The organism is Phenylobacterium sp. VNQ135 (assembly GCF_049445735.1).
In the GTDB taxonomy this organism is placed as follows: domain Bacteria; phylum Pseudomonadota; class Alphaproteobacteria; order Caulobacterales; family Caulobacteraceae; genus Phenylobacterium.
On the sequence record NZ_JBMSDS010000001.1, the window covers coordinates 545,574 to 570,544 of the forward strand.

General features: G+C 66.9%; 43 protein-coding genes. 30 read left to right on the forward strand and 13 right to left on the reverse strand.

Annotated elements, in window-relative coordinates; all coding sequences use genetic code 11:
* Positions 1-10 precede the first annotated feature (10 nt).
* The 28 genes from ACO2Q0_RS02810 to ACO2Q0_RS02945 all read left to right on the forward strand — a co-directional run bounded on the left by ACO2Q0_RS02810 (position 11) and on the right by ACO2Q0_RS02945 (position 14,553).
* On the forward strand, positions 11-649 hold the full coding sequence (locus ACO2Q0_RS02810; RefSeq protein WP_423349951.1) for a hypothetical protein: 639 nt from the start codon (positions 11-13) through the stop codon (positions 647-649).
* Positions 650-654: 5 nt separating this feature from the next.
* Positions 655-894 (forward strand): hypothetical protein, encoded by a 240-nt coding sequence (locus tag ACO2Q0_RS02815; protein ID WP_423349952.1) that lies wholly within the window; start codon positions 655-657, stop codon positions 892-894.
* A complete protein-coding gene (locus ACO2Q0_RS02820; RefSeq protein WP_423349953.1) occupies positions 891-1,223 on the forward strand; it encodes a hypothetical protein in 333 nt (110 codons plus the stop codon). The genes ACO2Q0_RS02815 and ACO2Q0_RS02820 overlap by 4 nt, the downstream gene beginning before the upstream one ends.
* 131 nt (positions 1,224-1,354) lie before the next feature.
* Positions 1,355-1,786 carry a hypothetical protein gene (locus ACO2Q0_RS02825; protein ID WP_423349954.1) on the forward strand — a complete coding sequence of 144 codons (432 nt, stop codon included), beginning with the start codon at positions 1,355-1,357 and terminating at the stop codon, positions 1,784-1,786.
* 2 nt (positions 1,787-1,788) lie between these two features.
* Positions 1,789-2,157 (forward strand): hypothetical protein, encoded by a 369-nt coding sequence (locus tag ACO2Q0_RS02830; protein WP_423349955.1) that lies wholly within the window; start codon positions 1,789-1,791, stop codon positions 2,155-2,157.
* Entirely contained in the window at positions 2,157-2,378 is a 222-nt protein-coding gene (locus tag ACO2Q0_RS02835; RefSeq protein WP_423349956.1) for a hypothetical protein, read from the forward strand. Before ACO2Q0_RS02830 ends, ACO2Q0_RS02835 begins: the two co-directional genes overlap by 1 nt.
* Positions 2,379-2,380: 2 nt before the next feature.
* On the forward strand, positions 2,381-3,568 hold the full coding sequence (locus ACO2Q0_RS02840; RefSeq protein WP_423349957.1) for a hypothetical protein: 1,188 nt from the start codon (positions 2,381-2,383) through the stop codon (positions 3,566-3,568).
* 1 nt (position 3,569) lies between these two features.
* Positions 3,570-3,812, forward strand: coding sequence for a hypothetical protein (locus ACO2Q0_RS02845; RefSeq protein ID WP_423349958.1), 243 nt, complete (start codon positions 3,570-3,572; stop codon positions 3,810-3,812).
* A complete protein-coding gene (locus ACO2Q0_RS02850; protein WP_423349959.1) occupies positions 3,812-4,216 on the forward strand; it encodes a hypothetical protein in 405 nt (134 codons plus the stop codon). Before ACO2Q0_RS02845 ends, ACO2Q0_RS02850 begins: the two co-directional genes overlap by 1 nt.
* Entirely contained in the window at positions 4,213-4,407 is a 195-nt protein-coding gene (locus tag ACO2Q0_RS02855) for a zinc finger domain-containing protein (RefSeq protein ID WP_423349960.1), read from the forward strand. Before ACO2Q0_RS02850 ends, ACO2Q0_RS02855 begins: the two co-directional genes overlap by 4 nt.
* Positions 4,408-4,501: 94 nt before the next feature.
* Positions 4,502-4,705: a hypothetical protein gene (locus tag ACO2Q0_RS02860; protein ID WP_423349961.1), complete on the forward strand. Its 204-nt coding sequence runs from the start codon at positions 4,502-4,504 to the stop codon at positions 4,703-4,705.
* The gene (locus tag ACO2Q0_RS02865) at positions 4,702-4,971 is read left to right on the forward strand and encodes a hypothetical protein (protein WP_423349962.1); all 270 of its coding nucleotides are present in this window, start codon (positions 4,702-4,704) and stop codon (positions 4,969-4,971) included. Before ACO2Q0_RS02860 ends, ACO2Q0_RS02865 begins: the two co-directional genes overlap by 4 nt.
* A 3-nt stretch (positions 4,972-4,974) precedes the next feature.
* Positions 4,975-5,805, forward strand: coding sequence for a hypothetical protein (locus ACO2Q0_RS02870; RefSeq protein ID WP_423349963.1), 831 nt, complete (start codon positions 4,975-4,977; stop codon positions 5,803-5,805).
* Between the two features lie 11 nt (positions 5,806-5,816).
* On the forward strand, positions 5,817-6,074 hold the full coding sequence (locus ACO2Q0_RS02875) for a hypothetical protein (protein WP_423349964.1): 258 nt from the start codon (positions 5,817-5,819) through the stop codon (positions 6,072-6,074).
* Complete coding sequence (locus ACO2Q0_RS02880; protein ID WP_423349965.1) at positions 6,071-6,610, forward strand: NUMOD4 motif-containing HNH endonuclease; 540 nt, start codon at positions 6,071-6,073, stop codon at positions 6,608-6,610. The genes ACO2Q0_RS02875 and ACO2Q0_RS02880 overlap by 4 nt, the downstream gene beginning before the upstream one ends.
* The gene (locus ACO2Q0_RS02885) at positions 6,607-7,350 is read left to right on the forward strand and encodes a hypothetical protein (protein ID WP_423349966.1); all 744 of its coding nucleotides are present in this window, start codon (positions 6,607-6,609) and stop codon (positions 7,348-7,350) included. Before ACO2Q0_RS02880 ends, ACO2Q0_RS02885 begins: the two co-directional genes overlap by 4 nt.
* Positions 7,347-7,661 carry a hypothetical protein gene (locus ACO2Q0_RS02890; protein WP_423349967.1) on the forward strand — a complete coding sequence of 105 codons (315 nt, stop codon included), beginning with the start codon at positions 7,347-7,349 and terminating at the stop codon, positions 7,659-7,661. Before ACO2Q0_RS02885 ends, ACO2Q0_RS02890 begins: the two co-directional genes overlap by 4 nt.
* A complete protein-coding gene (locus ACO2Q0_RS02895; protein ID WP_423349968.1) occupies positions 7,658-8,170 on the forward strand; it encodes a hypothetical protein in 513 nt (170 codons plus the stop codon). The genes ACO2Q0_RS02890 and ACO2Q0_RS02895 overlap by 4 nt, the downstream gene beginning before the upstream one ends.
* A gap of 350 nt (positions 8,171-8,520) precedes the next feature.
* Positions 8,521-8,826, forward strand: coding sequence for a hypothetical protein (locus ACO2Q0_RS02900; RefSeq protein ID WP_423349969.1), 306 nt, complete (start codon positions 8,521-8,523; stop codon positions 8,824-8,826).
* Positions 8,827-9,204, forward strand: a complete 378-nt coding sequence (locus ACO2Q0_RS02905; RefSeq protein ID WP_423349970.1) for an HNH endonuclease — start codon at positions 8,827-8,829, stop codon at positions 9,202-9,204.
* A gap of 103 nt (positions 9,205-9,307) precedes the next feature.
* Entirely contained in the window at positions 9,308-9,841 is a 534-nt protein-coding gene (locus ACO2Q0_RS02910; RefSeq protein WP_423349971.1) for a hypothetical protein, read from the forward strand.
* Positions 9,842-9,962: 121 nt separating this feature from the next.
* Entirely contained in the window at positions 9,963-11,393 is a 1,431-nt protein-coding gene (locus tag ACO2Q0_RS02915; RefSeq protein ID WP_423349972.1) for a hypothetical protein, read from the forward strand.
* 88 nt (positions 11,394-11,481) lie between these two features.
* Positions 11,482-11,655, forward strand: coding sequence for a hypothetical protein (locus tag ACO2Q0_RS02920; protein ID WP_423349973.1), 174 nt, complete (start codon positions 11,482-11,484; stop codon positions 11,653-11,655).
* The gene (locus ACO2Q0_RS02925; protein ID WP_423349974.1) at positions 11,655-11,912 is read left to right on the forward strand and encodes a helix-turn-helix domain-containing protein; all 258 of its coding nucleotides are present in this window, start codon (positions 11,655-11,657) and stop codon (positions 11,910-11,912) included. Before ACO2Q0_RS02920 ends, ACO2Q0_RS02925 begins: the two co-directional genes overlap by 1 nt.
* Positions 11,909-12,202, forward strand: coding sequence for a hypothetical protein (locus tag ACO2Q0_RS02930; RefSeq protein WP_423349975.1), 294 nt, complete (start codon positions 11,909-11,911; stop codon positions 12,200-12,202). The genes ACO2Q0_RS02925 and ACO2Q0_RS02930 overlap by 4 nt, the downstream gene beginning before the upstream one ends.
* Positions 12,199-12,777 (forward strand): HNH endonuclease signature motif containing protein, encoded by a 579-nt coding sequence (locus ACO2Q0_RS02935; protein WP_423349976.1) that lies wholly within the window; start codon positions 12,199-12,201, stop codon positions 12,775-12,777. Before ACO2Q0_RS02930 ends, ACO2Q0_RS02935 begins: the two co-directional genes overlap by 4 nt.
* Positions 12,767-13,255: a hypothetical protein gene (locus ACO2Q0_RS02940; RefSeq protein WP_423349977.1), complete on the forward strand. Its 489-nt coding sequence runs from the start codon at positions 12,767-12,769 to the stop codon at positions 13,253-13,255. The genes ACO2Q0_RS02935 and ACO2Q0_RS02940 overlap by 11 nt, the downstream gene beginning before the upstream one ends.
* Before the next feature lie 227 nt (positions 13,256-13,482).
* Positions 13,483-14,553 (forward strand): tyrosine-type recombinase/integrase, encoded by a 1,071-nt coding sequence (locus tag ACO2Q0_RS02945; protein WP_423349978.1) that lies wholly within the window; start codon positions 13,483-13,485, stop codon positions 14,551-14,553.
* Between the two features lie 146 nt (positions 14,554-14,699).
* Here ACO2Q0_RS02945 and ACO2Q0_RS02950 read toward each other — a convergent pair whose 3' ends face one another.
* Positions 14,700-15,164: a pyridoxamine 5'-phosphate oxidase family protein gene (locus tag ACO2Q0_RS02950; RefSeq protein WP_423349979.1), complete on the reverse strand. Its 465-nt coding sequence runs from the start codon at positions 15,162-15,164 to the stop codon at positions 14,700-14,702.
* Positions 15,165-15,303: 139 nt separating this feature from the next.
* Here ACO2Q0_RS02950 and ACO2Q0_RS02955 point away from each other — a divergent pair, with 139 nt between their 5' ends.
* Positions 15,304-15,840, forward strand: coding sequence for a DUF2239 family protein (locus ACO2Q0_RS02955; protein WP_423349980.1), 537 nt, complete (start codon positions 15,304-15,306; stop codon positions 15,838-15,840).
* Positions 15,841-16,014: 174 nt separating this feature from the next.
* On the opposite strand, the gene ACO2Q0_RS02960 is transcribed toward ACO2Q0_RS02955, so the two are convergent.
* The 6 genes from ACO2Q0_RS02960 to ACO2Q0_RS02985 all read right to left on the reverse strand — a co-directional run bounded on the left by ACO2Q0_RS02960 (position 16,015) and on the right by ACO2Q0_RS02985 (position 19,879).
* The gene (locus ACO2Q0_RS02960; RefSeq protein ID WP_423349981.1) at positions 16,015-16,401 is read right to left on the reverse strand and encodes a hypothetical protein; all 387 of its coding nucleotides are present in this window, start codon (positions 16,399-16,401) and stop codon (positions 16,015-16,017) included.
* Complete coding sequence (locus ACO2Q0_RS02965; RefSeq protein WP_423349982.1) at positions 16,398-16,829, reverse strand: D-Ala-D-Ala carboxypeptidase family metallohydrolase; 432 nt, start codon at positions 16,827-16,829, stop codon at positions 16,398-16,400. The genes ACO2Q0_RS02960 and ACO2Q0_RS02965 overlap by 4 nt, the downstream gene beginning before the upstream one ends.
* 19 nt (positions 16,830-16,848) lie before the next feature.
* Positions 16,849-17,085, reverse strand: a complete 237-nt coding sequence (locus ACO2Q0_RS02970) for a hypothetical protein (RefSeq protein WP_423349983.1) — start codon at positions 17,083-17,085, stop codon at positions 16,849-16,851.
* A complete protein-coding gene (locus ACO2Q0_RS02975; RefSeq protein ID WP_423349984.1) occupies positions 17,069-17,341 on the reverse strand; it encodes a hypothetical protein in 273 nt (90 codons plus the stop codon). Before ACO2Q0_RS02975 ends, ACO2Q0_RS02970 begins: the two co-directional genes overlap by 17 nt.
* Positions 17,341-18,168 (reverse strand): hypothetical protein, encoded by an 828-nt coding sequence (locus ACO2Q0_RS02980; protein WP_423349985.1) that lies wholly within the window; start codon positions 18,166-18,168, stop codon positions 17,341-17,343. The genes ACO2Q0_RS02975 and ACO2Q0_RS02980 overlap by 1 nt, the downstream gene beginning before the upstream one ends.
* Before the next feature lie 178 nt (positions 18,169-18,346).
* Positions 18,347-19,879: a hypothetical protein gene (locus tag ACO2Q0_RS02985; protein ID WP_423349986.1), complete on the reverse strand. Its 1,533-nt coding sequence runs from the start codon at positions 19,877-19,879 to the stop codon at positions 18,347-18,349.
* A gap of 475 nt (positions 19,880-20,354) precedes the next feature.
* Between ACO2Q0_RS02985 and ACO2Q0_RS02990 the strand changes: the two genes are divergently transcribed.
* On the forward strand, positions 20,355-20,756 hold the full coding sequence (locus tag ACO2Q0_RS02990; protein WP_423349987.1) for a hypothetical protein: 402 nt from the start codon (positions 20,355-20,357) through the stop codon (positions 20,754-20,756).
* 573 nt (positions 20,757-21,329) lie between these two features.
* On the opposite strand, the gene ACO2Q0_RS02995 is transcribed toward ACO2Q0_RS02990, so the two are convergent.
* The 6 genes from ACO2Q0_RS02995 to ACO2Q0_RS03020 are packed head-to-tail and all read right to left on the reverse strand — an operon-like array spanning position 21,330 to position 24,785.
* Positions 21,330-21,737, reverse strand: a complete 408-nt coding sequence (locus tag ACO2Q0_RS02995; protein ID WP_423349988.1) for a hypothetical protein — start codon at positions 21,735-21,737, stop codon at positions 21,330-21,332.
* Between the two features lie 10 nt (positions 21,738-21,747).
* Positions 21,748-22,338, reverse strand: a complete 591-nt coding sequence (locus ACO2Q0_RS03000) for a hypothetical protein (protein WP_423349989.1) — start codon at positions 22,336-22,338, stop codon at positions 21,748-21,750.
* Entirely contained in the window at positions 22,338-22,583 is a 246-nt protein-coding gene (locus tag ACO2Q0_RS03005; protein ID WP_423349990.1) for a hypothetical protein, read from the reverse strand. The genes ACO2Q0_RS03000 and ACO2Q0_RS03005 overlap by 1 nt, the downstream gene beginning before the upstream one ends.
* On the reverse strand, positions 22,583-23,206 hold the full coding sequence (locus ACO2Q0_RS03010) for a phage adaptor protein (RefSeq protein ID WP_423349991.1): 624 nt from the start codon (positions 23,204-23,206) through the stop codon (positions 22,583-22,585). The genes ACO2Q0_RS03005 and ACO2Q0_RS03010 overlap by 1 nt, the downstream gene beginning before the upstream one ends.
* A gap of 13 nt (positions 23,207-23,219) precedes the next feature.
* A complete protein-coding gene (locus ACO2Q0_RS03015; protein WP_423349992.1) occupies positions 23,220-23,822 on the reverse strand; it encodes a hypothetical protein in 603 nt (200 codons plus the stop codon).
* Positions 23,823-23,834: 12 nt separating this feature from the next.
* Positions 23,835-24,785: a hypothetical protein gene (locus ACO2Q0_RS03020; protein WP_423349993.1), complete on the reverse strand. Its 951-nt coding sequence runs from the start codon at positions 24,783-24,785 to the stop codon at positions 23,835-23,837.
* Positions 24,786-24,971 lie beyond the last annotated feature (186 nt).

Here is a 24,971-nt window from a genome sequence, read left to right on the forward strand (position 1 = left end):
GCGGTAAGCCATGATCAAGCACGCCATCGCACTCGCCACTGCGTTGAGCCTAGCAGGCTGCGCAACCACACCCGGCCCGACAATGACGCAGAGCCGCTACACCCGGCCGGACGTAGGGCAGGTAAGCACCCGCGAGATCGGGGAGCCTCTGTTTGAGGTAGAGGTGGCCACGAGGTTCCCTGGGGCCCGCCTCACTGGCGGAAACCAGATCGCCGGCCCGTTCGGGTCCAAGATCACTTTCGCGACGGACCAGCTCTTCGCAATGCCATTCGGTGGCAAAACCGCCTACTGCGGGCCGGCCACAATGCAGCCGGTGCTCGGCTTTCCCTCGCCGATGCCGAACTACTGCATGACTGAGGACCAGCTTCGGAAGGCGAACGCGGCCTTCGTGGTCACAGACCTGACCCGGGTAGATCCAGCCAACTTCCGCCAGGAACTGCTCTACCAGGGCAAGTCGGGTAATACGCTCAAGATCAGCTATCGGGAGTTCTCCGCGGACCTGGCCCGGCCGGCGTTTTCGCAGGATTTGACCTTCGACCTCTCAGAGGGATCGACGATCGGCACCAAGGGCGCGCGCCTGGAGGTGATCGAGGCGACGAACACCTCGATCAAGTACCGCCTTCTGCAGCCCTTTACCTCGGCTCGTTAGCCCCCATGGCCGAGAAAGAGCCCGATCCTTGGGCGAAGTTCAGCCCCGAAGAGAAAGCGTGGCTGCTCGCGCCGCCCACCCGCAGCGAAGTCTACCGCCTCTTCCTACAGATTACAGTCATCCTGGGACGTCTTTCTGCTGCTGGCGGCGAAGGTGGTGACCGCGCGGAGATCTTGTCTGACGCGGAGCGGCGCCTGGAGAAGCTGCGCGAGGAGCTGTCGAGGATACCGGGGATGGACAGATGAGCGAGCAGAGATCGTTCGACCCGACCGCAGATAACGTAACCCGAATATATCCGAAGCCGCCCCTTGAAACTTCCAGCGACGGCGGCGATTCTAATGACATGGACAGTCGCGTTACTCGCCTGGAGGCGCACATGGAGTACGTGCGGCGCGACCTTGATGAGATCAGGGGCGACCAAAAGGCGATCCTGGCGAAGTTAGTGGAGCTTCCCACCAAGAGGGACCTCGACACGTGGCGCTGGCAATGGCTGGCGACGGGCCTGGCGATTGTCGCCCTGACGGTCGGCGGCATCACTGGTGGACTGGCGCTAATAGCGAGATTCGCTGGATAGCGGACGCCCGGACATTCTGAGCCCCGCCCTAACCGGCGGGGCTTTTTCGTTTCGGCTGTTGTGATGCATTTTGCACTTGACCCTGTCGAATGCATTTTGCATCATGATCCCAACACCAAGGGATCACCGAGATGCCCCACACCTTCCAAGTCGCCCGCGCCCAGGTCCAGGCCCGAGAAGCCTTCCGCCGCCGGGCCTATGAAGCCGACTACGCCAAGGGCCTGATCGAAGATCACGTCCCCTTCCGGCCGATGTCGGATGAGGCGATGGACGCGGAAGCCCGCCGCCAGGTGAAGGCCCGCGCCGACTGGAAGGCCAGCCCTCAGGGCCGGTTCTTCGCCATCGCGGTCGCCATCGGTGAAATGGGGCTGTTCGACGAGAGCGAAGAGCTTCGGGCCATCTACGGCCGGTCGATGTCGGACGGTGGAACGCCCTCCGATGCTGACGCTCGCCGCGCCCGCCGGGTCCTCGACAGCATCTCCCATCCCCCGGCGACTGAAGCCGTCCGTCAGGCCCACAACCTGCTGGCCGTGATGGTCGGCGGGCAAGCGAAGGCGGCTTAGTCATGGCCCGCCGCTACACCCACACCCTGAGCCTGAGCCTTGGCGGCGATGAGCCGACCTGGGAAGGTGAAGTCGACGTGATCTACACGGTCGCGTGGGGCGCGCCCGAGCAAGGCCCAAGCTACGCCAGCGGCGGTCAGCCGGCGGACCCCGATGAAGTCGAGGTTCAGGAGATCGGCTTCCCGACCGATTGGGCGGCCACGCAGTCGATGCCGGCGCTGATCGAGTTCACCGACCGGCTGATCGACAAGATCCACGGCTCCGACGCGCTGCTCTCCGAGCTGCTCCAAGCCGCAGCCGAGGACGAGATCGCCGCCCACGAGGACGCCATGGAGCGTCGCCGGGAAGAACGCCGCGCGGAGGCCTTCTGATGGTCGCGCCCCGCCCCCAACGCTTCGGCTCCTACGAGGTCCAAGGCTCAGATGTGTTCTGGGTCACGGATGGCGGCTGCTTCTTGCTGAGCGAGAGCGACCGGGAAGCCCTTCTCGACATCTTCCACCGGAGCGGCGCCAAGCGCGCCTTCCTGGATCTCAGCAGCGCCCACGTCGCGGCCGGCGGGATCGAACTCTTCACACAGAACAAGGCGGCCTGACCATGGCTTTCGTCTCTTTCACGAACCCCGGCCTCATCCCCATGGAGGCCGTGACCACGATGGGCGTCAGCGCCAAAGAGGGCGAAACCCCCATCGGCATGTTCGGCACAGGGCTCAAGTACGCCGTCGCGTGCCTGCTTCGGACCGGCCACAAGATCACCATCTGGCGCGGCCTGGACCGCTACGATTTCGCCAAGGAGGCGACCGCCGTTCGCGGCAAAGACTTCGACTTCATCTACATGACCGGACCTGAGGGCCGGGAACGCCTGGGCTTCACCACGCACCTCGGCGCCCACTGGGAGACCTGGCAGGTCTTCCGCGAGCTGTATTCGAACTGCCTCGACGAGGGCGGCGACATCTGGACGTCCGAGGCCGATCCTTCGGACGGCCACACGACCATCTGGGTGGAGGGCGCAGCCTTCGCCGAGGCGGCGCAGGAGCGCGAGCGCTACTTCTTGCAGACCGCGCCGCTCTACAAAGGCGTGCTGGTCGAGGTCCACCCCGGCGCCAGCTCCTGCATCTACTACAGGGGCGTGCTGGTGGGGCGGCTGCAGCAGACCGCGGCCTTCACCTACAACCTCATCGGGAGCGTGACCCTGACTGAGGACCGCACACTCAAGGACAGCTACGTCGTGCCGTCCTGGGTGTCCCACACGCTGGCCAACTGTGATGACCGCGCCGTCATTGAGCAGGCGCTCACCTCGCAAGGGTTCGAGAAGGGTCTGAGCTTCAGCAGCCCTTGCGAGACGTTCGCCGAAACGACGCTCGAACTGTGCGAACGCAAGGGCACGGCGGCCATCCTCCCCTCGGCGGTTACCGCGGCCGAGACTTGGGCTCAGCGCGAGGCGCGGGTGAAGCCGGTCCAGCTGACCAAGCGCGAGGCCGGCGAGATTGATGACGCGAAGGCGTTCCTGGCCCGCATCGGGTTCACCGTCACGCACGAGATCGTCGTCGCCGACACCCTGGGGCCGGACGTGTTCGGCCTTGCGCGCAACGAGAAGATCTATCTCTCGCGCCTGACGCTCAACCGCGGCGGCAACTTCCTGATCGGCACGATCCTCGAAGAGCACCTGCACCTGACGCAGGGCTTCGCCGACGAGAGCCGGGGCTTTCAGAACTTCCTGATCGATCTGGTCGTGAAGTACGCCCGCGAAGCGGACACCCGGCCAGCCATCCGCGAGGCCGCCTGATATGTCACACAAAGCCACGCTCATCGACCAGCCCATCACCAACAGGTGGTCCGGCGAGGTGATGTTTACGGCGCAGATCGACGCCGACGAGACGACGCCGCTTGGCGTGAGGATCGGCCTCGCGGTCAAGTGGGCGGTTGCCGAGCGAAAGCCCCTCGCCAGGGCCAACCTCGCCAGGGCCAACCTCGCCGGGGCCCGATGTGCCGCTCTGGGCGTGTCCATTCCTGAGCCGGAGGTCGCGTGATGGCTGACTTCCAACTCGATACGAGCGGCGCGGTCGGACCCTACACGCTCGACGCGGCCACGCCTGGCTTTGTCGCTCCAAACGGCGTTCGGACCTGCTTCCTCACCTGGGACGAACTCACGCCCTTCCAGCAAGGGTACGTCCGGGCGGCGCTGGCTGACGCACCCGCAGTCGGCCCCGCTGCTGACCTTCGCTTCCCGCGCTTCTCCGACCTCTCCCCCGCCACCCTAGAGGCGATGCTGGGGGACTGTGAGCGGCGGCGCGGTCGGGTCACGGGCGAGCGCGTGGGCGCGCTGTTCTGGAAGAACCGGCAGGGCGGCCATGAGGTCGATGAGGGCTTCCCGCCCCTCACCCTCTTCCTCGCCGATGACGGCCTGATCCATCACCGGGAAGCGGGACGATGATCGCTCCCGCTTCCTTCACCCGGGCCGGCAAGCCGCTCGCCGCGATCCCCGCCGTCACCCAGACGCCCTGCCCCAAGTGCGAGGCGTCGGCCGGCGAGTTCTGCCGCACCACGAACGGCCATCGGACCAGCGAGCACTCTGCCCGCATCCAGGCCCACATCGCGGCTCAGTTCGGAGGAGCGCCCCGCTGATGCGCCCGCTGTCCTGGTACGCCGCCGAACTCGCTCGGATCGGCGCCCTGCTGGCGCTGCTGATCTTCGCTGTCCAACTCATGGGAGTCCCCGCATGACCGAAGACGAAGCCAAGACGAAGGCCTGCTGCGGGCCGCGTAACAACGGCGCGAACGGCGCCGACGACGACATTCTCTGCATCGGCTCTGCCTGCATGGCGTGGCGCGAGTGGCGCGATGTCGCCACCAGCGCCAAGACGGGCATCTCTCGCGCCGTCGTACTCGGCGGCTACTGCGGCCTTGCCGGAGCGCCGCAATGAGCGAAGCCACCGTCACCCGCCTGCCGCGCGCCGGCCGAACGCCCTCCGTCGCCGACCTGATCCGCGAAGCCCAGGCCGAAGTCCTGCGCCTGTCGGACACCCAGCGCCAGGAGTTCATCTCCGCCATCGAGCGGGCATGCGCGCTGGCCTCGGAGGTCTCCGACAACCCCGCCCAGCCGGTGGGCGTCCGCGACCTCGCACGCCGCTTCATCGACGACGAGCAGCAGCGCGTCTCGACGATCCTGTCCATCATCAACCGGAGCTGAGCCGTGAACAAGCAAGTCACCAAGCTTCACCCCGAAGTCGAGATCACCGATCCGACGCTTGCCGGGCTGGCGCTGTTGCGCGCCCCCTTCCCCGACAACCAGATCAGCAAGCTGCCTAAGGAAACGAAGGCGCAGGCTGAGCAGCGCAAGCGGGAGCAGGACGCCGGTCGCTGGCCCGCGAAGTGCAGCGTCTGCGAAGGCTATCATCATCCGAACGCCGTGCACCTGGATTACGTCGGCCACGCCGCGCTGACCGACCGCCTGCTGGACGTGGATCCGATGTGGTCCTGGGAACCTCTGGCGACCCGCGACGGCCTGCCGGCGCTGGACGCGAACGGCGGCCTCTGGATCAAGCTCACCGTCTGCGGCGTCTCCCGCCTGGGCTACGGCGCCGCGGACGGCAAGAGGGGCGGCGACGCGATCAAGGAGTTGATCGGCGACGCGCTCCGCAACGCTGCCATGCGCTTCGGCGCGGCCCTGGACCTTTGGCACAAGGGCGACCTTCACGCGCACAACGAAGAGCCTGCGGCGACCGCCGAGGAGCTGGCGATCAATCTCCTGCGCGGCTGCGCCACCAAGGAGTTGTTCGCCGAGGCCTGGGCCAAGAACAAGGACGGATGGAAGGGCGTCATGGATGGCCCGACCTACGCCCGCGTCGTCGCAGAGATGAAGCGGCTGGCGGCCAAGTTCCAGGCCGACGCGCCGGCCGCCGAGCTGAACAACCCCGCCCCGCCCCCGCCGACCGAGCGTCCGATCAGCAGCCGCGCCCAAGCTCAGCCGCCTCAGGACGACGGCTTCGGCATCGGCGACGACGACCTTCCGAACTTCGACTGAGGAGCCGCACCATGACGGCCACGCACTACAATTCCAGCAGCAAAGGTCCCGTCGAGATCAGCTCGATGAACCTGCGGCACGCCACGAACGCCCTGTTCGCCCTCCAGCGGAACCGCCAGGACGACAGCCGGGACGCCGAGATCGAGGCCCTTCAGGCCCACGTCACCAAGCTCTCCGAGGAGGCCGTGCAGCAGCAGGCCACCGGCGGCGGCGAAGACACCCTCCCGGCCGGCGCGTCGTTTGGCGACCTCGCGGAGGTGACGCTGTGAACGCGGTCACCCCCACTGTCGCGGAGGAGTGGCGAGACGCACCGGGATACCCCGGCTACCAAGTCTCGTCCGAGGGCGGCGTGCGGTCGCTGGATCGCTACGTCACGGCACTCCGTCGCGGGAAGCCGTGGGTGATGTTCCGCCGCGGCGCAGCGCTGAAGCTGAAGCGCGACCGGACGGGCTATCTCCGAGCAGAGATGGGCAAGGGCAACTACGAACTGGTCCACCGTCTGGTGCTGGCCGCCTTCGTGGGCCCCTGCCCGGCCGGTTGCGAGGGCGCTCACAACGACGGGCGTCGCGACAACAACCGCCTCGCCAACCTGCGGTGGGCGACCAAGTCCGAGAATCAGCGGGATCGCTTCGTCCACGGGACGATGCTCACAGGAGAGCGCGCGCCGATGGCGAAGCTCACCGCAGAGCAGGTCGCAGAAATGCGGTCGCTCGCTAACACCCGAACCCAGACCCAGTTGGCTGCGGAGTTTGGCGTCTGCCAAGCCCACGTCAGCGACATCCTCCGGCGAAAGGCTTGGGCATGAACGCTATCGCCCCCATTGGCCACAACAATCCTCCTGAGCCGGCGCCCTTCGAGGCCATCAGCGTCCACGTCTCGGATCTGATGGTGGAGGCGCGCGCATGGTGCGACGGCGCCCAAATTGAGAACCAGGAGCAAGCGGACGTCGTCGCGCGCTTGATCGACGAGTTTCGTCAAGCGCAGAAGGCTGCGGACGACGCTCGCCGGGAGGAGGCCAAGCCTCACGATGAAGCCAAAGCGCGCATTCAAGAGAAGTACGCGCCGCTCCTGGCCGAGACGAAGACTAAGACCGGCGCCATCCCGCGCGCCCTCGCGGCGCTGAAGGCGACGCTGACTCCCTGGCTGCGGAAGCTGGAGGATGAGCGGCGCGCCCGCGAGGAGGCTGCTCGGCAGGAGGCCGCCGCGAAGGCCAAGGCCGCTGCGGACGCCATGCGCGCGGCCGACGCCAGCAACCTCGAGGCCCGAGAAGCCGCCGAGGCGATGGTGCAGGACGCCCGCGTCGCGGAGTCGGCGGCGAACGCCGTCGGCCGCGAGAAGGCCCACGCCAAGGGCGACGGCCGCGCGATCGGCCTGCGCAAGACCTACCGGGCGGTGATGACCGACCGGAAGGCGGCGCTGATCCACTACGCCTCCACCCAGCCGGATGCGCTGACGGCCTTCCTGCAGCAGCTCGCCGACCGCGACGTGCGCGAGGGCAAGCGGCAGATCCCCGGCTTCGACGTGCTGGAGGAGGCGACGCTGTGACGACGGTCCCGCCTCAAATCGTCGCCAATGGCGCCATCTTCGCCGAGTGGCTGGGTGTCCAGCGCCTCGCCGGGCGCGTCCTGGCGCTGCTGTACGAGCGCAACGGCGAACTCGTCTCGCACGTCGAGCTGTACAGCACGCTGGGAGCTACGGGCGGGAGCCTATGCGTCGCGCTTTCACAGCTCCGCGCCTCCGACATGCCCGCTAACTGGTACGTCAACCATCGCGGCAAGGGCTATCGGCTGACCGAGGCCGGCGCAGCGGAGTGCCGCGCGGCCTTGGCGGACCATGCGCGGAGGCTCGCCGCATGAGCCGGGACAGCATGTCGTTCCAGCGGAGAGGCTTCGGCTTTGTGCCGACCCGCCGTTTCGCCGAGGCCTTCGATGAGCGCTTCGCCGACGGCGCCGTGTACTGGCTGACCGAAGAGCCGGAGCGCACCGAGAGGAGCCACAATCACGAGTTCGCCTTCATCGCGACCGCGTGGAAGACGCTGCCCGACCACCTGGCGGCGGAATACCCATCGAGCGAGGCCCTGCGGAAGCGAGCCCTGATCGCCACCGGCTGGTGTACGGTTCAGGACTACGTGTGCGGGTCCAAGGCCGAGGCCGCCCGCTGGGCCGCCAACCTCCGCCGTGAGGTCGACGAGTACGCCCTGGTCGTGGTGAGCGAGTCCGTGGTGCGGGTGTTCCGCGCCCGGTCGCAGTCACGCAAGGCGATGGGCGGCGTGGACTTCGCCAAGTCCAAGTCGGACGTCCTGCACTGGATCTCCGATCTGATCGGCGTCTCGCCCGAGCAACTCAGCGTGGCGAGGGCGGCATGAGCCGGCTCGACCGTAGGTGCCACATTCCCGACTGTGAGGGGTCGGTGTGGGCGCGGGAGATGTGTCGGAAGCACTACATGCGCTGGCACACGCATGGTGACCCCCATTTTGTTGGCCGCCGCCAGTCGCCCGCCGGAGCTCCAGCCGCCTTCCTGGCCGCACTGCCCGCACATGGGGTTGGCTGCGTTACGTGGCCGTTCGCGACCAATGGCGCTGGTTACGCCCAAGTCCACGTCAGCGGCGTGGGCCGGATGCTCGCGACACGGCTAATCTGCGAGCAGGTCCACGGTCCCCCACCCTCGCCCCATCACCTTGCGGCCCACTCGTGCGGCAAAGGTCACGAGGCCTGCGTGGCGCCGTGGCATCTGTCGTGGAAAACGCCCGCCGAGAACTCCGCAGATCGCGAGCCTCACGGAACGCTCAGGCACGGCGAGGCCGCAGCCAAGAAGCTCACGGCCGAAGACGTCGAGGAAATTTGGGCCCTGCGTGGCTCCGAGCCGCAACGCGTCACGGCCCACCGCTTCGGGATCAGTCAGACCATGGTCAGTCGCATTTACCGCCGCAAAGCCTGGGCGCGCTGGACCGATGAACACCTTTCACGCGCCACCGCTGACCGGGGGCTGGCTTCGGCTGGCTCCCGGCGGGAGGCGGCGTAGATGGCCCGCGCCACCATCCAGATCGGCACGCGCCGCGCGGTGGCGGAGTGGATCGCTGACCACCCCGACCAAGCCATCCCTGACCGGATCAAGGCCCGCATCTTCGACCGCTACGACGGCAAGTGCGCGCTGACCGGACGGAAGCTGCAGATCGGCGAATACGACTTCGACCACATCAAGCGCCTGCGGGATGGGGGCGAGCACCGCGAGAGCAACCTGCATCCCGTCTGGCGCCCGAAACACCGTGAGAAGACGGCCGAAGAGAACAAGGCCGGCGCCAAGGCGGAGCGGATGCGTCGCAAGCACCTCGGGCTCTGGAAGGGCTCAGGCCGAAAGCTCAAGTCGCGAAACACCTTCAAGGACAGGAGGCCGGCATGAGCCGCCGTTCGACCGTCGCGGATTCTTCCAACATGGCTGAGGCCAACCAACAAGCCGCGCCCTCTGCCGGTGAGGGGGTGTCTGCGGCGCGAGGCAGCAATTGATGGACCTGTTCAACGAAGACCCGCTCATCAGCTTCGACGTGATCGGCCTCGACGAGCTCAACTGGTGCCTGACGAAGTGGGGACACAAAATGGGGCCGATCAACAGGCCCACGCCGACGCTCGCCCACGGACTGCGTCATCGGGGCGAGCTGGTCGCCGTCACTTCGACGGACCACCTTATGGCGGCCGCCGTGCAGGGCCTCACACGCGCCGAAGCGGTCGAGCTTTCGCGGGTCTGCGCTGCGAGGCCGGACCTGTGCCGAGCGGCTGTGCGGCTGTGGCGAGAGTTCGTCTTCCCCGACCTGTCCAAGCACCGTGGGTGCTCTTGGGCGGTCAGCTACCAAGATGCGGTGATCCACGGTGGCAACCTGTACCGCTTTGATGGGTGGGTGCGTCTTGGCTTCTCGCATAGCGGCGCTGACCGCCGCACCGGTCGACCGGGCCGGGACAAATACATCTGGGCTTGGCACGCCGACCCCGCGGTTCGCGCAGCCGTCGTAGATCGGAGCCCCGCGCGGAGGGCCGCCGCATGACGAAGACACCCACGCCAGCAGCAGGCCCGCAGGCCTCCAGTTTGGCCCAGCGGCAGCACACCCCGGAAGGCGGAAACAGCCCCGGGAGCGCTCCAAGCCAGACCTTCAAGGACCAATCCCTATGACCTCTCAAGACATTCAAGGGCTGATCGAACCCGCACCCACGCCCGGCGGCATCGACTTCAGCAACTGGACCTACAACACGCTGCCCGAGCGGACCGGGAACGTCGGCTGGCGGCCCGATCTGCAGGACCTCATCTACACGGCGATCAACGCGGTCGAAGGCGACTATGAAGACGCTGACGACAACGCCGCCGAACAGGTGATCGAACGCCTGGTGCTGGCCGTGAAGTCGCTACTCGGGGACCTCGACACCCTGAAGCGGGAGAACGAGGAACTGCGCCTTGCGATCTGCGGCGGCGAGGACGCGCCGGGCTATGCGGCCAGCCTGCCGCACAAAACGGTCGTGAGCCTCGCGGCGGACAACTACCGCGACTTACGACACGCCAGCGACAGCGCCCTAGCCGCAGAAGCCAGGGTGAAGGAGCTTGAGAAGGCGCTGAACGGGTTGTGGCCAGCGAACCTGCTGCGCGTCCCCGACCATCTGCCGGATGACTCCGTGTTCCCGGTCGATGTCACGGCAGGAGAACTCCGCCGAGCCGCTGAAGCTCTCTCTCAAGGAGAAGAAGGAAGTAGGTCATCCCGGGGCTCTGGCTCCGACCTGTGCGCGGCCGGGGCCCTGCCCGGCCTGACTGCGAGCGCGGTGTCTCCGAAGTGGTGGCAGGTTGCCGACAGCGAGACGGTTTGGCGTGTCTGCCACGCCCGCCGTAAGGCTCACGGCAAGGCGTGCGAGCGCTGTCCCTCTTCTGAACTCGCGGACGGCGAGAGCTTCACCCGGGGCTGCTACCTGCAAGCCGTCGAGACGGTGAACATCGTCCAGACTGGCAACCCATGGCGAAAGACGGAAGGCGTGAAAGCGCCCTGGGTGGTCTATCCCTCGCCAATCGCGAGCGAGTTGGTGATCGCTGACTTGCAAGCGCTGGCGGCGGCCGCTCGGTTGATGTTGGACGACCATCAGACCAGCGAAACGCACCACCCAGATCATGTGCTTGTGCCACTCGCCGCGTTTGAGGCAATGCGCGAGGCGTTCTGCTCGCCCTCCTACGCGGACCTAACCGCAGAGAGCGCGGGAGAACGGTTGGCAGCGGGCACCGGCACCGCTGAACCTGTCAGCAGCCCCGGGACGCCCCCTCCTCACCAGCCTTCTGCCGAGGGCGCGGTGTCTCCGTGGCGGCCTATCGAGACGGCATCAGAACATGATGTGGCTTACAAGGCCCTCGGGATCGCGTTGGCGGCCCTTCAGCACATCCAGGGCATGGAGCCAATCACCCAGGAGATCACGCTTCCGACCGTGATGGCCCAGCACGCTGTGGACGCGCTGAAGGAGATCGAGGCTCTAGGCGCTACGTCCTGCCCGAACCCTTGTGGCGAATGTCGCGGCGTAGTGCGTGCGGGCAAGTGCGGTGTTTGCGGGTGGGAGCCCGTGCCGTGAGATGGACCCTCATCACCATCAACTTGACCCTGATAGCCGTGGCGATCGAGCTTCACCGGATCGCGGCGTTCCTGAAGGAGATCGCGCGATGAAAGACCTTCTGACCGAGATAGCCGAGTTCCTTGAGGACGAAGCCGACAACCGAGCCGCCGCCGGGTCGGAGATGTCCGACTACGAGCGTGAGCCTCGCGAGCTTGCGGAGCGACTTCGCGGGGCCATCGACCGCGCTCGCGGGGCATCGGCCAGGGCGGAGCTGGGCTGATGGCCTGGAACGCCACTCGCCGCCGCAAGCTGGCTGTCCTGCTCTCCGCCGGGCTCAGCTTCTCCCAGGCCGCCAAGCGCCTCGGCTGCTCTCGCGGCTCCGTCTGCTGGCAGACCGCTCGCCACGGCATCGGCCGCGCGCCTGATCCGAAGCTCCAGCCGAGCGGCGAGCCGCCGAAGCGGCCGAGCCACAACCGCAGAACCGATTGGAACGAGTGCCTAGTCGAGCGCTGGGCCGACCGGAGGAAAGCGGCATGACCATGCCGACGCCAGAACAGGCCGCGCGCAAGGCCGTCCGCATCGTGGAGGTCGCTCGGGCGATGCTCGTCGATCCGAACAACATGGAGAAGCGCCGCACGTACATGCAGGCGACCTTCAACATCGACTGGACTGCCGCAGCCATCGTATCGCTGGCGAGGTCGCGGTGCGGCCTTTGCCATGGGGTCGGAAACGCCCCTCCAGCGGAGAGCGGCGCCAGCAGTCCGCCGAAGGCGTGCAGGCACTCTTCTCAAGATGAACCCCAAACCAACCTGGGAGAGAAGGCTTGAACAAGCTGACGAAGGCGCAGGCCAAGATCGTGCGCGACAACCCCGCAGCGGCCCGCCTGATGAGCCGGGTGGTGGAAGGCGCCGGCGGATGCTGGCTCTGGACCGGGAGCACCAACGAGAGCGGGTATGGCCTGATCGCCTACAACGGCAAGAGCACCAAGGCGCACCGGCTCGCCTACGAGCTGTTCGGCAGTCCCATCCCAGAGGGCTTCCTCGTCTGCCACCACTGCGACGTGCCGAACTGCGTGAACCCGGCGCATCTGTTCCTGGGCACGCCGCGCGACAACATGCGCGACATGGCCCGGAAAGGGCGCGGCAAGCGGGTTATCTCCAGCGCGCAAGACCACTTCAGGGCCGGACGTGCGCCGCGGGGCGAGCAAGCCAGCGGGGCGAAGCTCACCGAGGCGCAGGTGCTTGAGATCATCGCCAAGCGCCAGGCTGGGGTCGGCACCAAGGCTCTCATGGCGGAATACGGCGTCGGTCGATACGCCATCCAGGCCATCAACCGCGGCGAAACGTGGTCCCACCTGTCCGGCCGCCAAGCCCTTCAAGGGAGGGAAGCTAATGGGCGGTGAGAAAGAACCCCCGCTGATCGCCGACGAGGGCAGCACCCCGTTCGGTTCGCCCGTGATCGACTTCGCCGAAATGCGGATCAAGTTCGGCCGCCCGCCCCAGGGGCGCATCAAGACCTGCGAGCACAAGAGTCTGATCTACTCGACGGCCGACCGCCGGGTGTGGTGCGAGGATTGCGAGCGGACCGTCGACAGCTTCGACGCCTTCAAGACGCTCGTGGACCACTTCCACGCGATGGAGCGTGCCGCAGCCGGGAAGCTTCGAGCCGCGAAAGAAGCCGTCGCCGCCGTCGTGCACAGGAAGGCCGCCAAGGTTTTCGACCGTGCTTGGAGCGGGCGCCAGATGGCCGTCTGCTGCCCTCACTGCCGGCGCGGGCTGCTCCCCGAGGATTTCGATCACGGCGGCTCCCAGGTCTCAGCCGAGATTGAGCGCGCGCGCCGAGCAAGAGCCACCCCGCAAGGAGACACCAATGGGCGGTGAAGGACGGAATAGCGCCTCCCGGGGCAGCGAGACGGGAGCCGGGGTGGAGCGATGAGCGCCTTCGAGGTCCGCACGATCAGCGACAAGGAGGCCGCGAAGCTCCTGGGCTTCCCGGTGCGCGCCATCCGGCCGCTGCTCGATCGCCACTCCCTGTGCTTGCGGCAAGGCCGCCAGCGGCGCCTTACTGAAAGCGACTTCGTTCGTCTCCAAGCTCTGCTGAGGCCGGAATGCCCGTCAAACTCTATCAGCGTCCGAGCGGGATCTACCACCTCCGCGGCACCGTCCAAGGCGTTCGTGTCGACCAGAGCGCGCGCACGTCTGACAGAAGAGAAGCTGAAGCGCTCCGCGCAAAAGTCGAAGCGGATCTCTTCAAGAGGGCGGTCTACGGCGACAAGGCCGTAGCGACCTTTGATGAGGCGGTAGAGGTCTATCTGAATGCTGGCGGCTCGCCGGACCACCTCGAGCCGATCATGGATCGGATCGGTCACCGACGCCTGTCCGAGATCAAGCAGCCGGTCATCGACAGCCTGGCCAAGGAGCTGAAGCCCAAGGCCAGCGCGGCGACACGCGTCCGTCAAATCTACACGCCCATCTTGGCGGTTATGAACGCGGCGGCGGGCGCCGGCCTGTGCGACCAGATCCGCGTGAAGAAGCCGAAGGTGGTCGGCGGACGGACGGCCTACCTCACGCCCCAGGAGGCTGAGGATTGGCTTGATGCCCTGCCCGCCCACCTACGACGCGTCGTGACCTTCTATCTCGGCACCGGCTGCCGGGCGACGGAGGGCCTTTCGCTGATCTGGCGCGACGTGACCCTAGGCGAGCGGCGCGCGGTGTTCTGGGACGATCAGACTAAGGGCGGCTATGCGCGCGGGGTCGACCTGGGCCGACGAGTGCGCGCGGAGCTACCGCAGCGGCCGAAAAAGGCGGACGCCTTCGTGTTCGCCAACTCGCGCGGCGAACCCTGGCACGCCTACGACGCGGTGAACCTGATGCTGAAGCGCATCCGTGAGCGCCGCGAGCGGCAGATTGCGGAGGGCGCGAACCTGCCACATCTGGCGCCGGCGCACTGCCACCTGTTTCGCCACACTTGGGCGACATGGGCCTACGCCTGCACCCGCGACTTGACGTACCTCATGAGCCACGGCGGCTGGAAATCAGCGTCGATGGTGATGCGCTACACGCACGTCGCGACTGACGACCTGGCAGAGGCCGTCCTGGCTGCCGGCTGGGAGTTCGGTGGGAGGGAGCTTCCCACAACTCCGAAAAGCCGCACAAAGACAAGGACTTCTCGCAGGTGACAAGCATCCTTGGTAAGGCTGAGGTCGGCAGTTCAATCCTGCCCGGCGGCACCATGTTCCCCCAGGCCTTCAAGGGCTTGGGGGAACGCCCTTCCCCACCACCACTTGGCCCCTGCAGCCGATTGCAGGGTGGAAGGCTTGAGCCCTTACGCCGCCTCAGGTTCGCCGATCAGCCAGACGTGCTCTACGTGACCGAAGCCCTTGCGGTAATCGAGGACACCGACATTCTCGAGCGTAATCTCGAAGAGGGCCATCTCAGACTGGGCGGCGTCCACCTGAACGAACGCGGCGAGCTGAGGAAACTTCCTCAAGAAGAGCATGCCGGCTCGTTCGGCCTCGCCACCGTCAAGCCGGCGGGCGCGGCCGATAGCCGACAGGCCCCGGATCTGGCTCCAGTCGGCGTATGGCAGACTGATGGTGACCGCGACGCGCGGATCCCGGGCGATGTTCTTCGCCTTCTGCGATTCGGCCGAGCAGCCGAAGAAGACGACATGGCCATCGCTTGCGTAGCTCACCGTAACGGCGTGCGGGCCGCCGCTCTCGAGCAGAGTCGCGATGGTCATATCTCGGCCCTCCATCAGCACGGCGGCCAAGTCTTCGCGGATCGTCATGGCGTCCTCCTTCTGTCGAGAACACCATGCGCAAGCCTAGGTCCGCCGCCTTGCGTCAGGTCAAACCCGCGATTCAGACGCCCCTCCCTTCTACCCGGATGATATTGGTCGTTTCGCGGGCGTCAGCTAGAAGCCTGACATGACATTCACAGCCTTCGAATCTGACATCCAGCTCGCCGCCGGCGATCTCGCCTCGGTCAGCCGCGCGGTCGTCGAGGCCCAGGCGAAGGGCGCTGCGCGGGTCCTCATCGTGAATGACGAAACCGGCGCCCAAACGGACCCGGATCTTCACGCCTCGTCGTCGGCGCACGGTCCTGAGAAGCCCTCGCGAGGCCGCCCCCGACTCGGGGTGGTGGCCCGCGAAGTCACGCTGCTTCCGCGTCACTGGGACTGGCTGTCGGAACAGCCTGGCGGAGCTTCCGCGGCCCTGCGTCGGCTGGTCGAGGAGGCGCGTCGCGCCAACGCACCGGCAGACCAGGCGCGTAGGACCCAGACCGCCGTCTATCGCGCCATGTCCGCGCTGGCGGGCGACAGGCCAGGTTTCGAGGAGGCGCTTCGCGCGCTGTACGCCGCAGACGACGCGCACTTCGACGCTCTGATCGCAGACTGGCCGCCCGACATTCGGGCCTACGTCGCGCGACTGTCCGCCATCCATCGCGCGGCGCGAATGGCTTAGCGGCGCCCGCTCCGTTCGCGCACCTCCGCCTCCAGGGCGTGCTCGGCGGCGTGCGTTTCGACAGCGAGCCGCCGAGCGGCGTCGCAGGCGACAATCTGAGCCCCGCGAAGCGCATAGCCGACCTCCAGGTCGGCCTGGGTCGGCCGGTCCGGGAGGCGATGGAGCGCACAGGGCTTAGCGGCTTCCGGCGGCGTCTGGATCTGCGGGGCAGCCGGCAAGCCCCGGCGATATGCGGCACAGCTCGTCGTCGTGATTGCGCAGGCGAGCAGCGCGATCTGCAGGCAAAGGCGCATATGCGTCCTCCGAAATCATGGCGTCTTGGGTCAGTCGTGCGACCGAGCCGGAAGCCGCGTCCCGCTGGCGGACGACGACTTCGACTCGCTGCGCGCTCTCGCGCTCGCCGGCGGCTTCCAGACTAGCGACTGCCGCCTGGGCCTGCGCGGCTTCGATCTTCGGCCGCTCGCGGGCCGCGCCCTCCAGCCGGCCTTTCCAGTAGAGGCCCAGCGCCGCTGCGAACACGATGCCGCCTGCCGTCAGGCCCGCGATCGAGCGCGGCGTCACGACCGCAGCCCCAGCTCGTAGCCGCCGCCTGGCCGTTTGGTGAGCACCTGGCGGCGCATGCGCGGATCGAACGAGACGTGCACCCACTGCCCTTCCTCGATCAGTTGGTCGAAGCGGATGTCCGAACCGACGATCGTTCGACAAACCTCGCGCGGCGGGCCGAAGCCGTAGCAGTTGAAGTCCACCGCATGCCCTGTGAGGTGGGCGGAGGTCTTGGATCCGCCCACCGCCCGGTTCAGAGCCGGCGATCGATAGCCGCTGCTGACGGTGATCACCCGATCGCCCAGCAGGCGCCGGATTTCCTCCATGCGCGCCGCCGTGGTCCTAAGCGTGCCCACCACCTCGGCCGGTGGCGTGTTGTCGAGCTCGCGGTGCTGCGTGCATGCGAGCTCCTCCAGCGCGAAATGCGCGGTGAGTTTGGTGGTCATTAGATTGTCCTGAGATGGGTCAGTCGCCGCGGCGCGCGGACGCGGCCAGCTTGGCCCAGTCGGTGACGGTGGCGCCGGCAAGGTAGAGGGTGGCCATGATCACATTGGCCCCGATCAGGGCCAGGCCAAGCCACTTCAGTGCGGCTGCATCGTCGAGCCGCCACACGATCACCGTGAGCCCGACGCTGTTCAGCACCGTCGTGGCGTAGGTGTAGATCCGCCGCCAGAGCCAGCGGACCTCAATCGGCGGCGACATGGCGCACCTGTTGCAGCGTACCGGCGCCAGTGGCTTCGAGCCGGTCGAGGCGCGCGGCGTTGACGCTCCAAACCTGCGCCAGCGCCCAGGCCAGCAACGCGACGACCAAGGCCCAGGACCGGCTCTTCAGCCCCTCCACCGCGCGAAGCGTGGACGCTGCGGCGGCTTTGATTTCGCCGAGCCGTTCCTCGCAGCGAGCTTCATGATCGGTCAGCCGCTGCTCCAGGGCCGCGAGACGTTCGGCTTGGGTGGTCATCACGACCAACCCGCGCTTGCGCTTAGGCTCATGCCCTTCGTCTTTTGCGTGCTCGCGGAATGCTCGGCCTCATTGGTCTGCTCGCCCGCGAACAGGCCAAGCGGGAGGCCGCCAAGCATCGCCACCAGCTGTTGCGTGCTCGTCACGGGCGCCAGTCGCTGCTCCTGGTCGATACCGCGCAGCGTCTCGCCGAGCCCCGCTTGAGCGGCGATGTTCGCCCGTTGGTTTGCTTCGTTATCATTGCCGAGGCTGGCGAGTTGCTGAGCGGCGCGGAGCCGCTGATCCTGCCCAGCCATGTACTGGCCGACACGCTGGTTCCAGTCTTGTTGAGTCAGTTGCGCATTGAGGCTGGCGGCCTGCTGTCGCCGATTTGCATCCTCGCTGGAAAGGGACGCGCCGCGCGTGAACGCCTGATCGAGCAAGGTCGCGCTCGTGTTCGCCCGCCCCCGAGCGAGGGCGTCCTCGGTCATGGATTTCGTAAGCGCCGCCCCCGAACCACCGAAGGCGCCGGAACCTGCGAGATCGAGGTCCTGTTGCGCGCGAGTTTGTCCGGCGCTGTAGTCGAAATCGGCCAAGGCCGAATCCACGACATTCTTGGTGTACGGGCTCATGTACGCCTGCAGGTTGTCGAGCAGGCTCTCGCCTCGCACAGACGTTGCTGGCGCTTGCATGTAGTTGTCGAGCCAGCTCGAGCTTGCCACGCCGCGGGTGGCCTCGACTGCGCCTTCGTAGTTCCACGGTTGCCCGCCCAGGCTCTGTACGGCGTTCGCAGCTTGAGACTGCAGGCCATGCGCTGGCGCCACCATGTTCACGGGATCGAGGGACATCAGTCCCCCCACCCGTCCCGCGACGCCTTGCGTTAGGTTCGACGCCCACTCGGGAATGATCGGCGTGCGTGTGGCGTTCGCCGTCCGGTCGGACGTCGAGCTCGACTTTGACTTGCTCGCACCAAGACCCAGACTAAAACCCATTGAGTTCGCCCTTTGTTCTAAAAATTCGCGAGTTTCATCGCCCGCCGCACGCGGCGACGTCGAACATCGGCTTCCCGATCCGACATCCTGTCGGCGCGCTCTCGCCTGAGAAGCGCACCCGGAACAGGCGCCCGCTCATGAGGAGGTCCGTCTTCGCGTCGCCCGGCGTCATTGCGGCCGGAAGCGACGTCTCGGCGCCATCCTGCGGGCTGAACCGCGCGGACAGCGCCACCGACACCGGCCCGGCCTGATCCTTGAAGTCCGGCCAGAGTTCTCGGACGAGCAGCGTCCGCTCCGGATCCAGCGCACTGTCGGCGCTCTCGATGAACCAGGCGAACTTGCCGCCGTCCGCCGAGCGTCCCTTCTCATGGAGATAGACGCTGCCGTCGAAGGTCACCCCGATCGGATAGGCGGAGGGCCCAGCGTCGACAAAGGCCGTGCGGGCCATGACCCCCTTGTGCCAGGCGCCCGCGTCCGGCCCGCTCAGGGCGACGGCGATGTAGCGGCTGTTCTCATAGCCGTCGCGGCGGTCCGGATAGTCGAACCGCACCTCCGAGAATTCGGAGTTCGACGACGCCACCACCTTGTCGCCCTGACTTGCCGCCAGTTCCTCGGCGAAGTCGCGCCGGATGGGACACGGGATCGGCTCGGGCTGTCCGCCAAGGGCATAGCGATAGAACTGCCGATCGGGGCTCACCCAGAACGCCTGCTGCCCCACGATAACCGCGGCGTTCGGCCCGATCAGCCCGCAGTTCCGCCCCACCCGGTCGAACCGCCAGGGCTGATTGAGCGCGCCGACGAAGCTGCCGAGGAAAAGCGCGTCGCTGGTCCACACCAGCATGTAGGGACCGCACATGCGTCCAGAGACGATCCGCCCCCCGCCGGTCAGGATGTACTCCCGGGATGTCGAACCCGAGGCGCTCGTGCTCCACTGCGTGTTGTTGCGGATCGACGAGTGGCGGATGCACAACGGATTGAAGGTGCCGGAGACCTCCTCGTTGCAGCCCAGGGCGAACACCTGATAGCCGCCGTTCAGCGGCGCGACCAGCATGTGGGTGACGTTCGCCGGCGCATTGGCCAACGCCTGCGCCTTCGCCGACGTGTTGTTCGTCCAGGCGAAGATCGTCTGGCCGCGCGGCGACGCCAGCAGCTGCTGCCCCCAGGCGCCGAACGACCAGGTCAGCGGGAAATAGTCCATGGCCGAGGCCAGCCCATAGCCGCCCATGCCGAACCCGCCGGTGCCGTAACCGGCGGAGCCGGCGCCATCGATGGCGCCCGGCGTGAATCCGCTCGCGGGCGTGATGTCGAACATCTCGCCGCCGCGCCAAAGCTGCAGCTTGGAGTGCGTGCCGAACCCGATGTTCAGCGTCCCGGCGTTGTCGGTCCACGGAAACACCGCCCGGCAAACGCCCGTTAGCTTCTGCTGCGTAAGGCTCTCCCAGCCGCCGATCGTCTGCGGAAGGCCCAGGCGGAACCGAACGTTCGATCCATCCGCCCAGCGCCCCGCGCCGGCAAAGCTGGTGTCATCGCCGAACAGCCCGGGAGGCGGTTCGAGGGGAATGCGCATGAGTTGTCCTGTGGTAGAGAGGGGCATGGGGTCTGATGGGGCGAACGAGATCGATGCGCGATGGAACCTCGCGCTGTCCCTACTCGCGCAAGGCCGAGCAGAGGGATGGGCGGCGTACGAGGCGCGCCTGATCCACCCTTCGCTGCCGAAACGCGCTCCACCTTTGCCCGTGTGGTCGGGCGAGCCTCTCGTCGGGCGGAGGCTAGTCGTTTGGCCTGAGCAAGGACTTGGCGATCAGATAATGGCTACACGATTTGTGCCGATGTTGCCCGGCGTAACTCCGCTGTTCTGCTCTCCGCCCCTGGTGCGTCTATTCCAAGCGATGGGCCTGGACGCCCGCACTACGATGGGCGCAGCTTTGGAAGCAGACATGGTCGCGGTGCCATGTATGTCACTACCTCTTCGCTTGCGGATTGATCCGCTTCACCCCCCGCCGCCACTTAATGTCGCCGTAACGCCTCGAGGGCTTGGCCGCGTGGGCGTGATGTGTACCGGGAATCCCGCGCACGGCAACGACAGCAACCGCTCGCTGCCAGCTACAGCAGCTCGCCGTCTGCTCGACATCAGGGGTGCCATCAACCTCGCACCCGAAGTGAGCGGCGCATCGGACTTCCTCGACACAGCTGAAATCGTCGCCGGCTTGGATTGCGTCATTACCGTGGACACGTCCGTCGCTCACCTCGCCGGCACGATCGGAAAGCCGACATTCGTCCTTCTGCCCTCTGTCGGTGTGGACTGGCGTTGGATGCGAGGCCGATCAGATAGCCCCTGGTATCCGAGCGTAACGCTGGTGAGGCAAGCTGAGGGAGAGTCGTGGAACAGCGTATTGGATCGAGCAATCGCGCTCGCGGAGGCGGCTACCGGAACACTCGATTGACTATTACGAGACCATCGGCTCCGTAGGTCGTACGCAGATCACCGGAGCCGCCGCCCGGCGCGCCCCCTTTCCCTCCAATCGTCGCCTCCGGCTGCCCGCCGACGTAAATGTTGCCATAGCGGCTTGTGTAGTTTGGGGCCGCAACCGGGTTGGTAGTGCCCGCATTGCCGGAAATGCCTACGTCATAGACGCCGCTCGGACTAGGTGGGGGCCCTGACGTTGCGCTAGTCGCCGTCATTGCCGTTCCATCCGGCCATGTTACCACCGTGTTGGTGTTTACGCCGGCCGAGCTTCCGCCGGTCCCGATGTTTGCAGTCGCGCGTCCTACGGCAATGCTGATCGATTGCCCCTTTGCCAGATAGATGACTCGAAGGGCGAACGCTCCAGACGACGTAGCTCCATCAATGGAGACCGTACCCGTTCCCCAGGCAGCCACCTCATACCACCCGGCTTCTGGAGCAGCGAACGCCTGAACTGATGGACTGGCAGGGAAAACGCGCGACACGGGACGGGGGGGTGCCCCGCGCCGCCCAGCAAGCCCCTGCCCAACAAGTCCCCTAAGACCTTGCCCCATCAGTAATCCGCCCATTCGGCGATGAAGTGGTAGTTCTTGGTGATGCCGGTCGCGACGTAGATCCGCTCGTTCGCTTGCAGGAGCATCGGATTGTCGTCTGAGAAGCCGAAGTCGACGATCGCCGGGCCATCGGCTCCGCTCACCGTGTCCGAACCGCCGGTCGCCGCCGCGCACAGGTACTTCGTCGTGCCGCTGTCAGTGGAGCGATACGCCTGCAGGAAGTTCGCCGTAACGGTTTCGAGCGGGATCGCTTGAAGCTTCGTGAGGCGCCCGCCGCTCGCGCCGGCGGAGACAAGCAGGACGGTATTGGTCGGTGTGGTGCCGAACGTTGTGTTCGCGGTGCTCACGGCCGCGGCCGCAGACCGCGGCGTCTGCGGCGTGATGATGCTGTTCGGGGTAACGGGCATTGCTGATCTCCTAGAGGGCGACGGCGAGCGCCACCTGCACGCCCAGGATCTTCTGGGCGTAGTCGGTTAGGTCGGTGCTGTTGATTGAGGCCCAGCTCGCGGTGCTGCCGTTCGTCTTCACGAACTTGCCCGCGTTGCCGGTCTGGGCCGGAAGGCTGCCGGCGTTGTAGGTCCAGGCGACGCCCTCAACCCACTGCTTGATCGAAGAGCCGCCGTAGCCCGGGGTCTTCACCTGTCCGCCGTCGGTAGCGATCCAGACGATGTCGCCGGGGTCGATCGTCACGTTCGCGCCGCCCCCCGTCGTGAGCGTCACCGGACCGGCGCAGGCGTTCCACACCAGGTAGCTCTTGCTGACCGGGGGGATGGTGACCGTGAAGGGGCCCGCTCCCCCCGTGAACTTGAGCATTGCGGCGCGCGCTTCATCGTCACCCGCGTTGGCGGTGGTGAGCGCGGCATCGCCGGTTAGGGGCTTGGTCAGCCATCCCGCCACCGCGTAGTCGGCATGGGCGAGCGTGGCGTTCAGCTTCTCGCCCCAGAGGTTGATGTTTTCGCCCGTGAACTGCAGCTCGAAGCGCAGCGATGGCGACCAGGAGGAAGGCATCAGACGATCACGGCTCCCGTATCTTGGCGGATCCAGTGCACCCCGTCCGAATGGGCGAGGATGTTGAGGTCGGTGACGAGCACCAGGCTTTGCGGATAGGCGGCCGCCGACGGCAGACCGGTCTGGCTGGTGGCGAAGAGCGCCGTCGGGGCGCCGGGCGCCTGCAGCGCGAAAATGGCGTCGTGAAAGCTCTTCAGGACCGCCCGCACGCCTTCCGGCAGTCCAGGGCCGATGGGCAGCAGCATCAGGCCCGCTCCACCAGGAGCGCCGGCAGCTCGGTCGCGAGCGTGCTCTTCGCCAATCGCCGCCCATCCCTTGCGTTGGCTTCCGCGATCGCCCGCTCCAGCCGCGCCTCGTAGGAGTTCGACAGCTCCAGGTCCCGCAGGAACGGCGCCGCCTCGCATAGGGTCGCGAACAGATAGATGTCCGGGGCTTCCGCGATCAGCGCGTTCACGGGCGCGACGTCCGACAGCGAAAATCGCTGCCGCATCCGCAGGATGACGCGATATGGGCGGTCGCACGGCCGCTCGAACGCCAGTCCCTCGCCGTCGACGCCGCAGAGCTGCGGACGTCCCGGTTCTTCCAAGGCGTCGATGATGGCCGGGTCCACCAGACGCAGCGGGTGACGAGCGCCGTCGACCTCGAGCCACACGGCCAAGGGCTCGACGAAGCCCGCGGGCAGCGCGACCACGCGGTCGCCGGGTCCCACGTCGGCCGATTGCTCGACCTCGCCCAGCCGCAGCCGCAGCACGCGGTTCAGCCGGATTTCCGCCAGGGCGATGAATTCCAGAATCCGTGCGGTCAGGTCGCTCCGCACGAGCCAGGCCGCCGCTGCGGCTTGCAGCTCGGCATAGTTGGTGATGGCCATGATGGTTCCGTTCTCAGGCGGCGGTGATCAAGGCGATCTCGGCGTCCGTACACCCGATCGCCGCGAGCGAGTTCAGGAGGCCCGGATCGTCCGCGTAGACCGAGGGCCAATCAGGCGAGAACCACTTCGACTGCAGCTCGAAGTTGGCCTCAAACAGGGCCTCGACCTCGGGCTGCTTGCCGAGGCCGAACACCCGAGCCATGACGGCCGACTTGGGTAGCGTCGGTCGCGCCGGAGCCGGCGGGTTCCTCAGGGCGTCGAGTTGCGCCTGCAGAGTTCTGACCTGTTCAGCCTGCGCCTCGAGGTTCGCCTCCCTCTGCGTCAGCGCAGCGCTCTTCTCCTCCAAGGCGGCGGTCAGCGCTTCGATCTCGGACGCCCGTTCGGCCGCCATCGCCGCAGCCGCGTCGCGTTCGCCCACCAATTCGGGAAGGATCTGGCCGACCACGCCAGCGACCCCCTCGACGTCGACGATGGGCTTGGGCTCCGAGGTTCGGGACACCTGGACGACGTCGCCGTCCCAGACCTCCTCGACCTCGATGTAGTGAGCCGCCCACTTTCCGCCCGGACCGAACCGCACCAGCAGTTCGTAGGGGCGCCTTTCTGTTGCGATAGCCAAGCTTGGGTTCTCCTAGACGTAGAGCCAGTTGGCGCCGTTGGAGCGCACGAGGGCGCTGGTTGAGCCTCCGCCCGTTGCGGTCGCGCCACGCGTGTTCGAGGTCGCGTCAGAAACGTTCGCGAGGGCGCCGGCGCCGGCCACCGAGGCGGACGGCAGGGTGGCCACGGTGAACATGCCGGGCTTCACATAACTGCCCGAGTTCACCGGCCCGACCGCGTCGACGCCGGCGGCGGCGGAGAACACCACCCTCCCCGTTCCCCGGATGATCTGAAGGGGCTGGCTGACGAAGGCCCCGGCGTCATTGTAGAGGTTGATGAAGAAGTTCGAGCCGGCGTTGGAGCCCTCGGCGGCGTTGTCGAGACCCATCACGAAGCGGTTCAGGCCTGCCGTTGTGAAGGCGAACAGCCGGAAGGTGCCGGCGGCGCCGGCCAGGGTGTATCCTGGGGCGGTCATCCCTGAGGTGATCGTGAGCGCCCCGCCCGTCGTCACCGCCATGAAGTCAGCGCTGCCGTTGTAGAAATTCAGGCTCGTGCCCGTTGGGTTGTACACCACAATGTTGGAGCCCGAACCGCTACGGGGCGCGGCGATGATGCCGCCACCTGCTCCGGTCAGGACCAGGCTCGTGTTGATGACGACTTGCCCGGTCGAGCGGCTGATCTGAAGGGGAGTATCGATATAGGCGCCAGCGTCAGTGTAGCGCGCCACGCCCCAGGTCGTACCAACATTGCCACCCGTTTCGAACGAGCCGTCGGCTCCGATGTACCATCGCATCGACCCGCCAGTGCCGAGGGCGAGACCCTTCGAGAAGCCGGCCGCTCGATCGACGAACGGTTCCGAGCTGAAGGTCTTCACACCGGCTATGGTCTGGTTGCCGGTCAGCTTAACGACAGCGTCGTCGGCCGCCGCGCCGAGCGCCAGGCGCGCCGCGGATCCGGTCGTCGCGCCCGTGCCGCCGTTGGCCAACGAGAGCGGGCCGCCCGACCAATCGCCGTCGTCCACCGTGTCCTTCGTCGCGAGCTGCCCAAGGGTCTCCCCCACGAGGCCGCTAATCGCCGCTGGAGTGGTCCGCCGCGTGACGCCGTTCTGCACGACAGCCACCATCTCCCCGCCGCTCAGCGGAGCGGCGGCTGGAAGTTCACTGATCCTCGG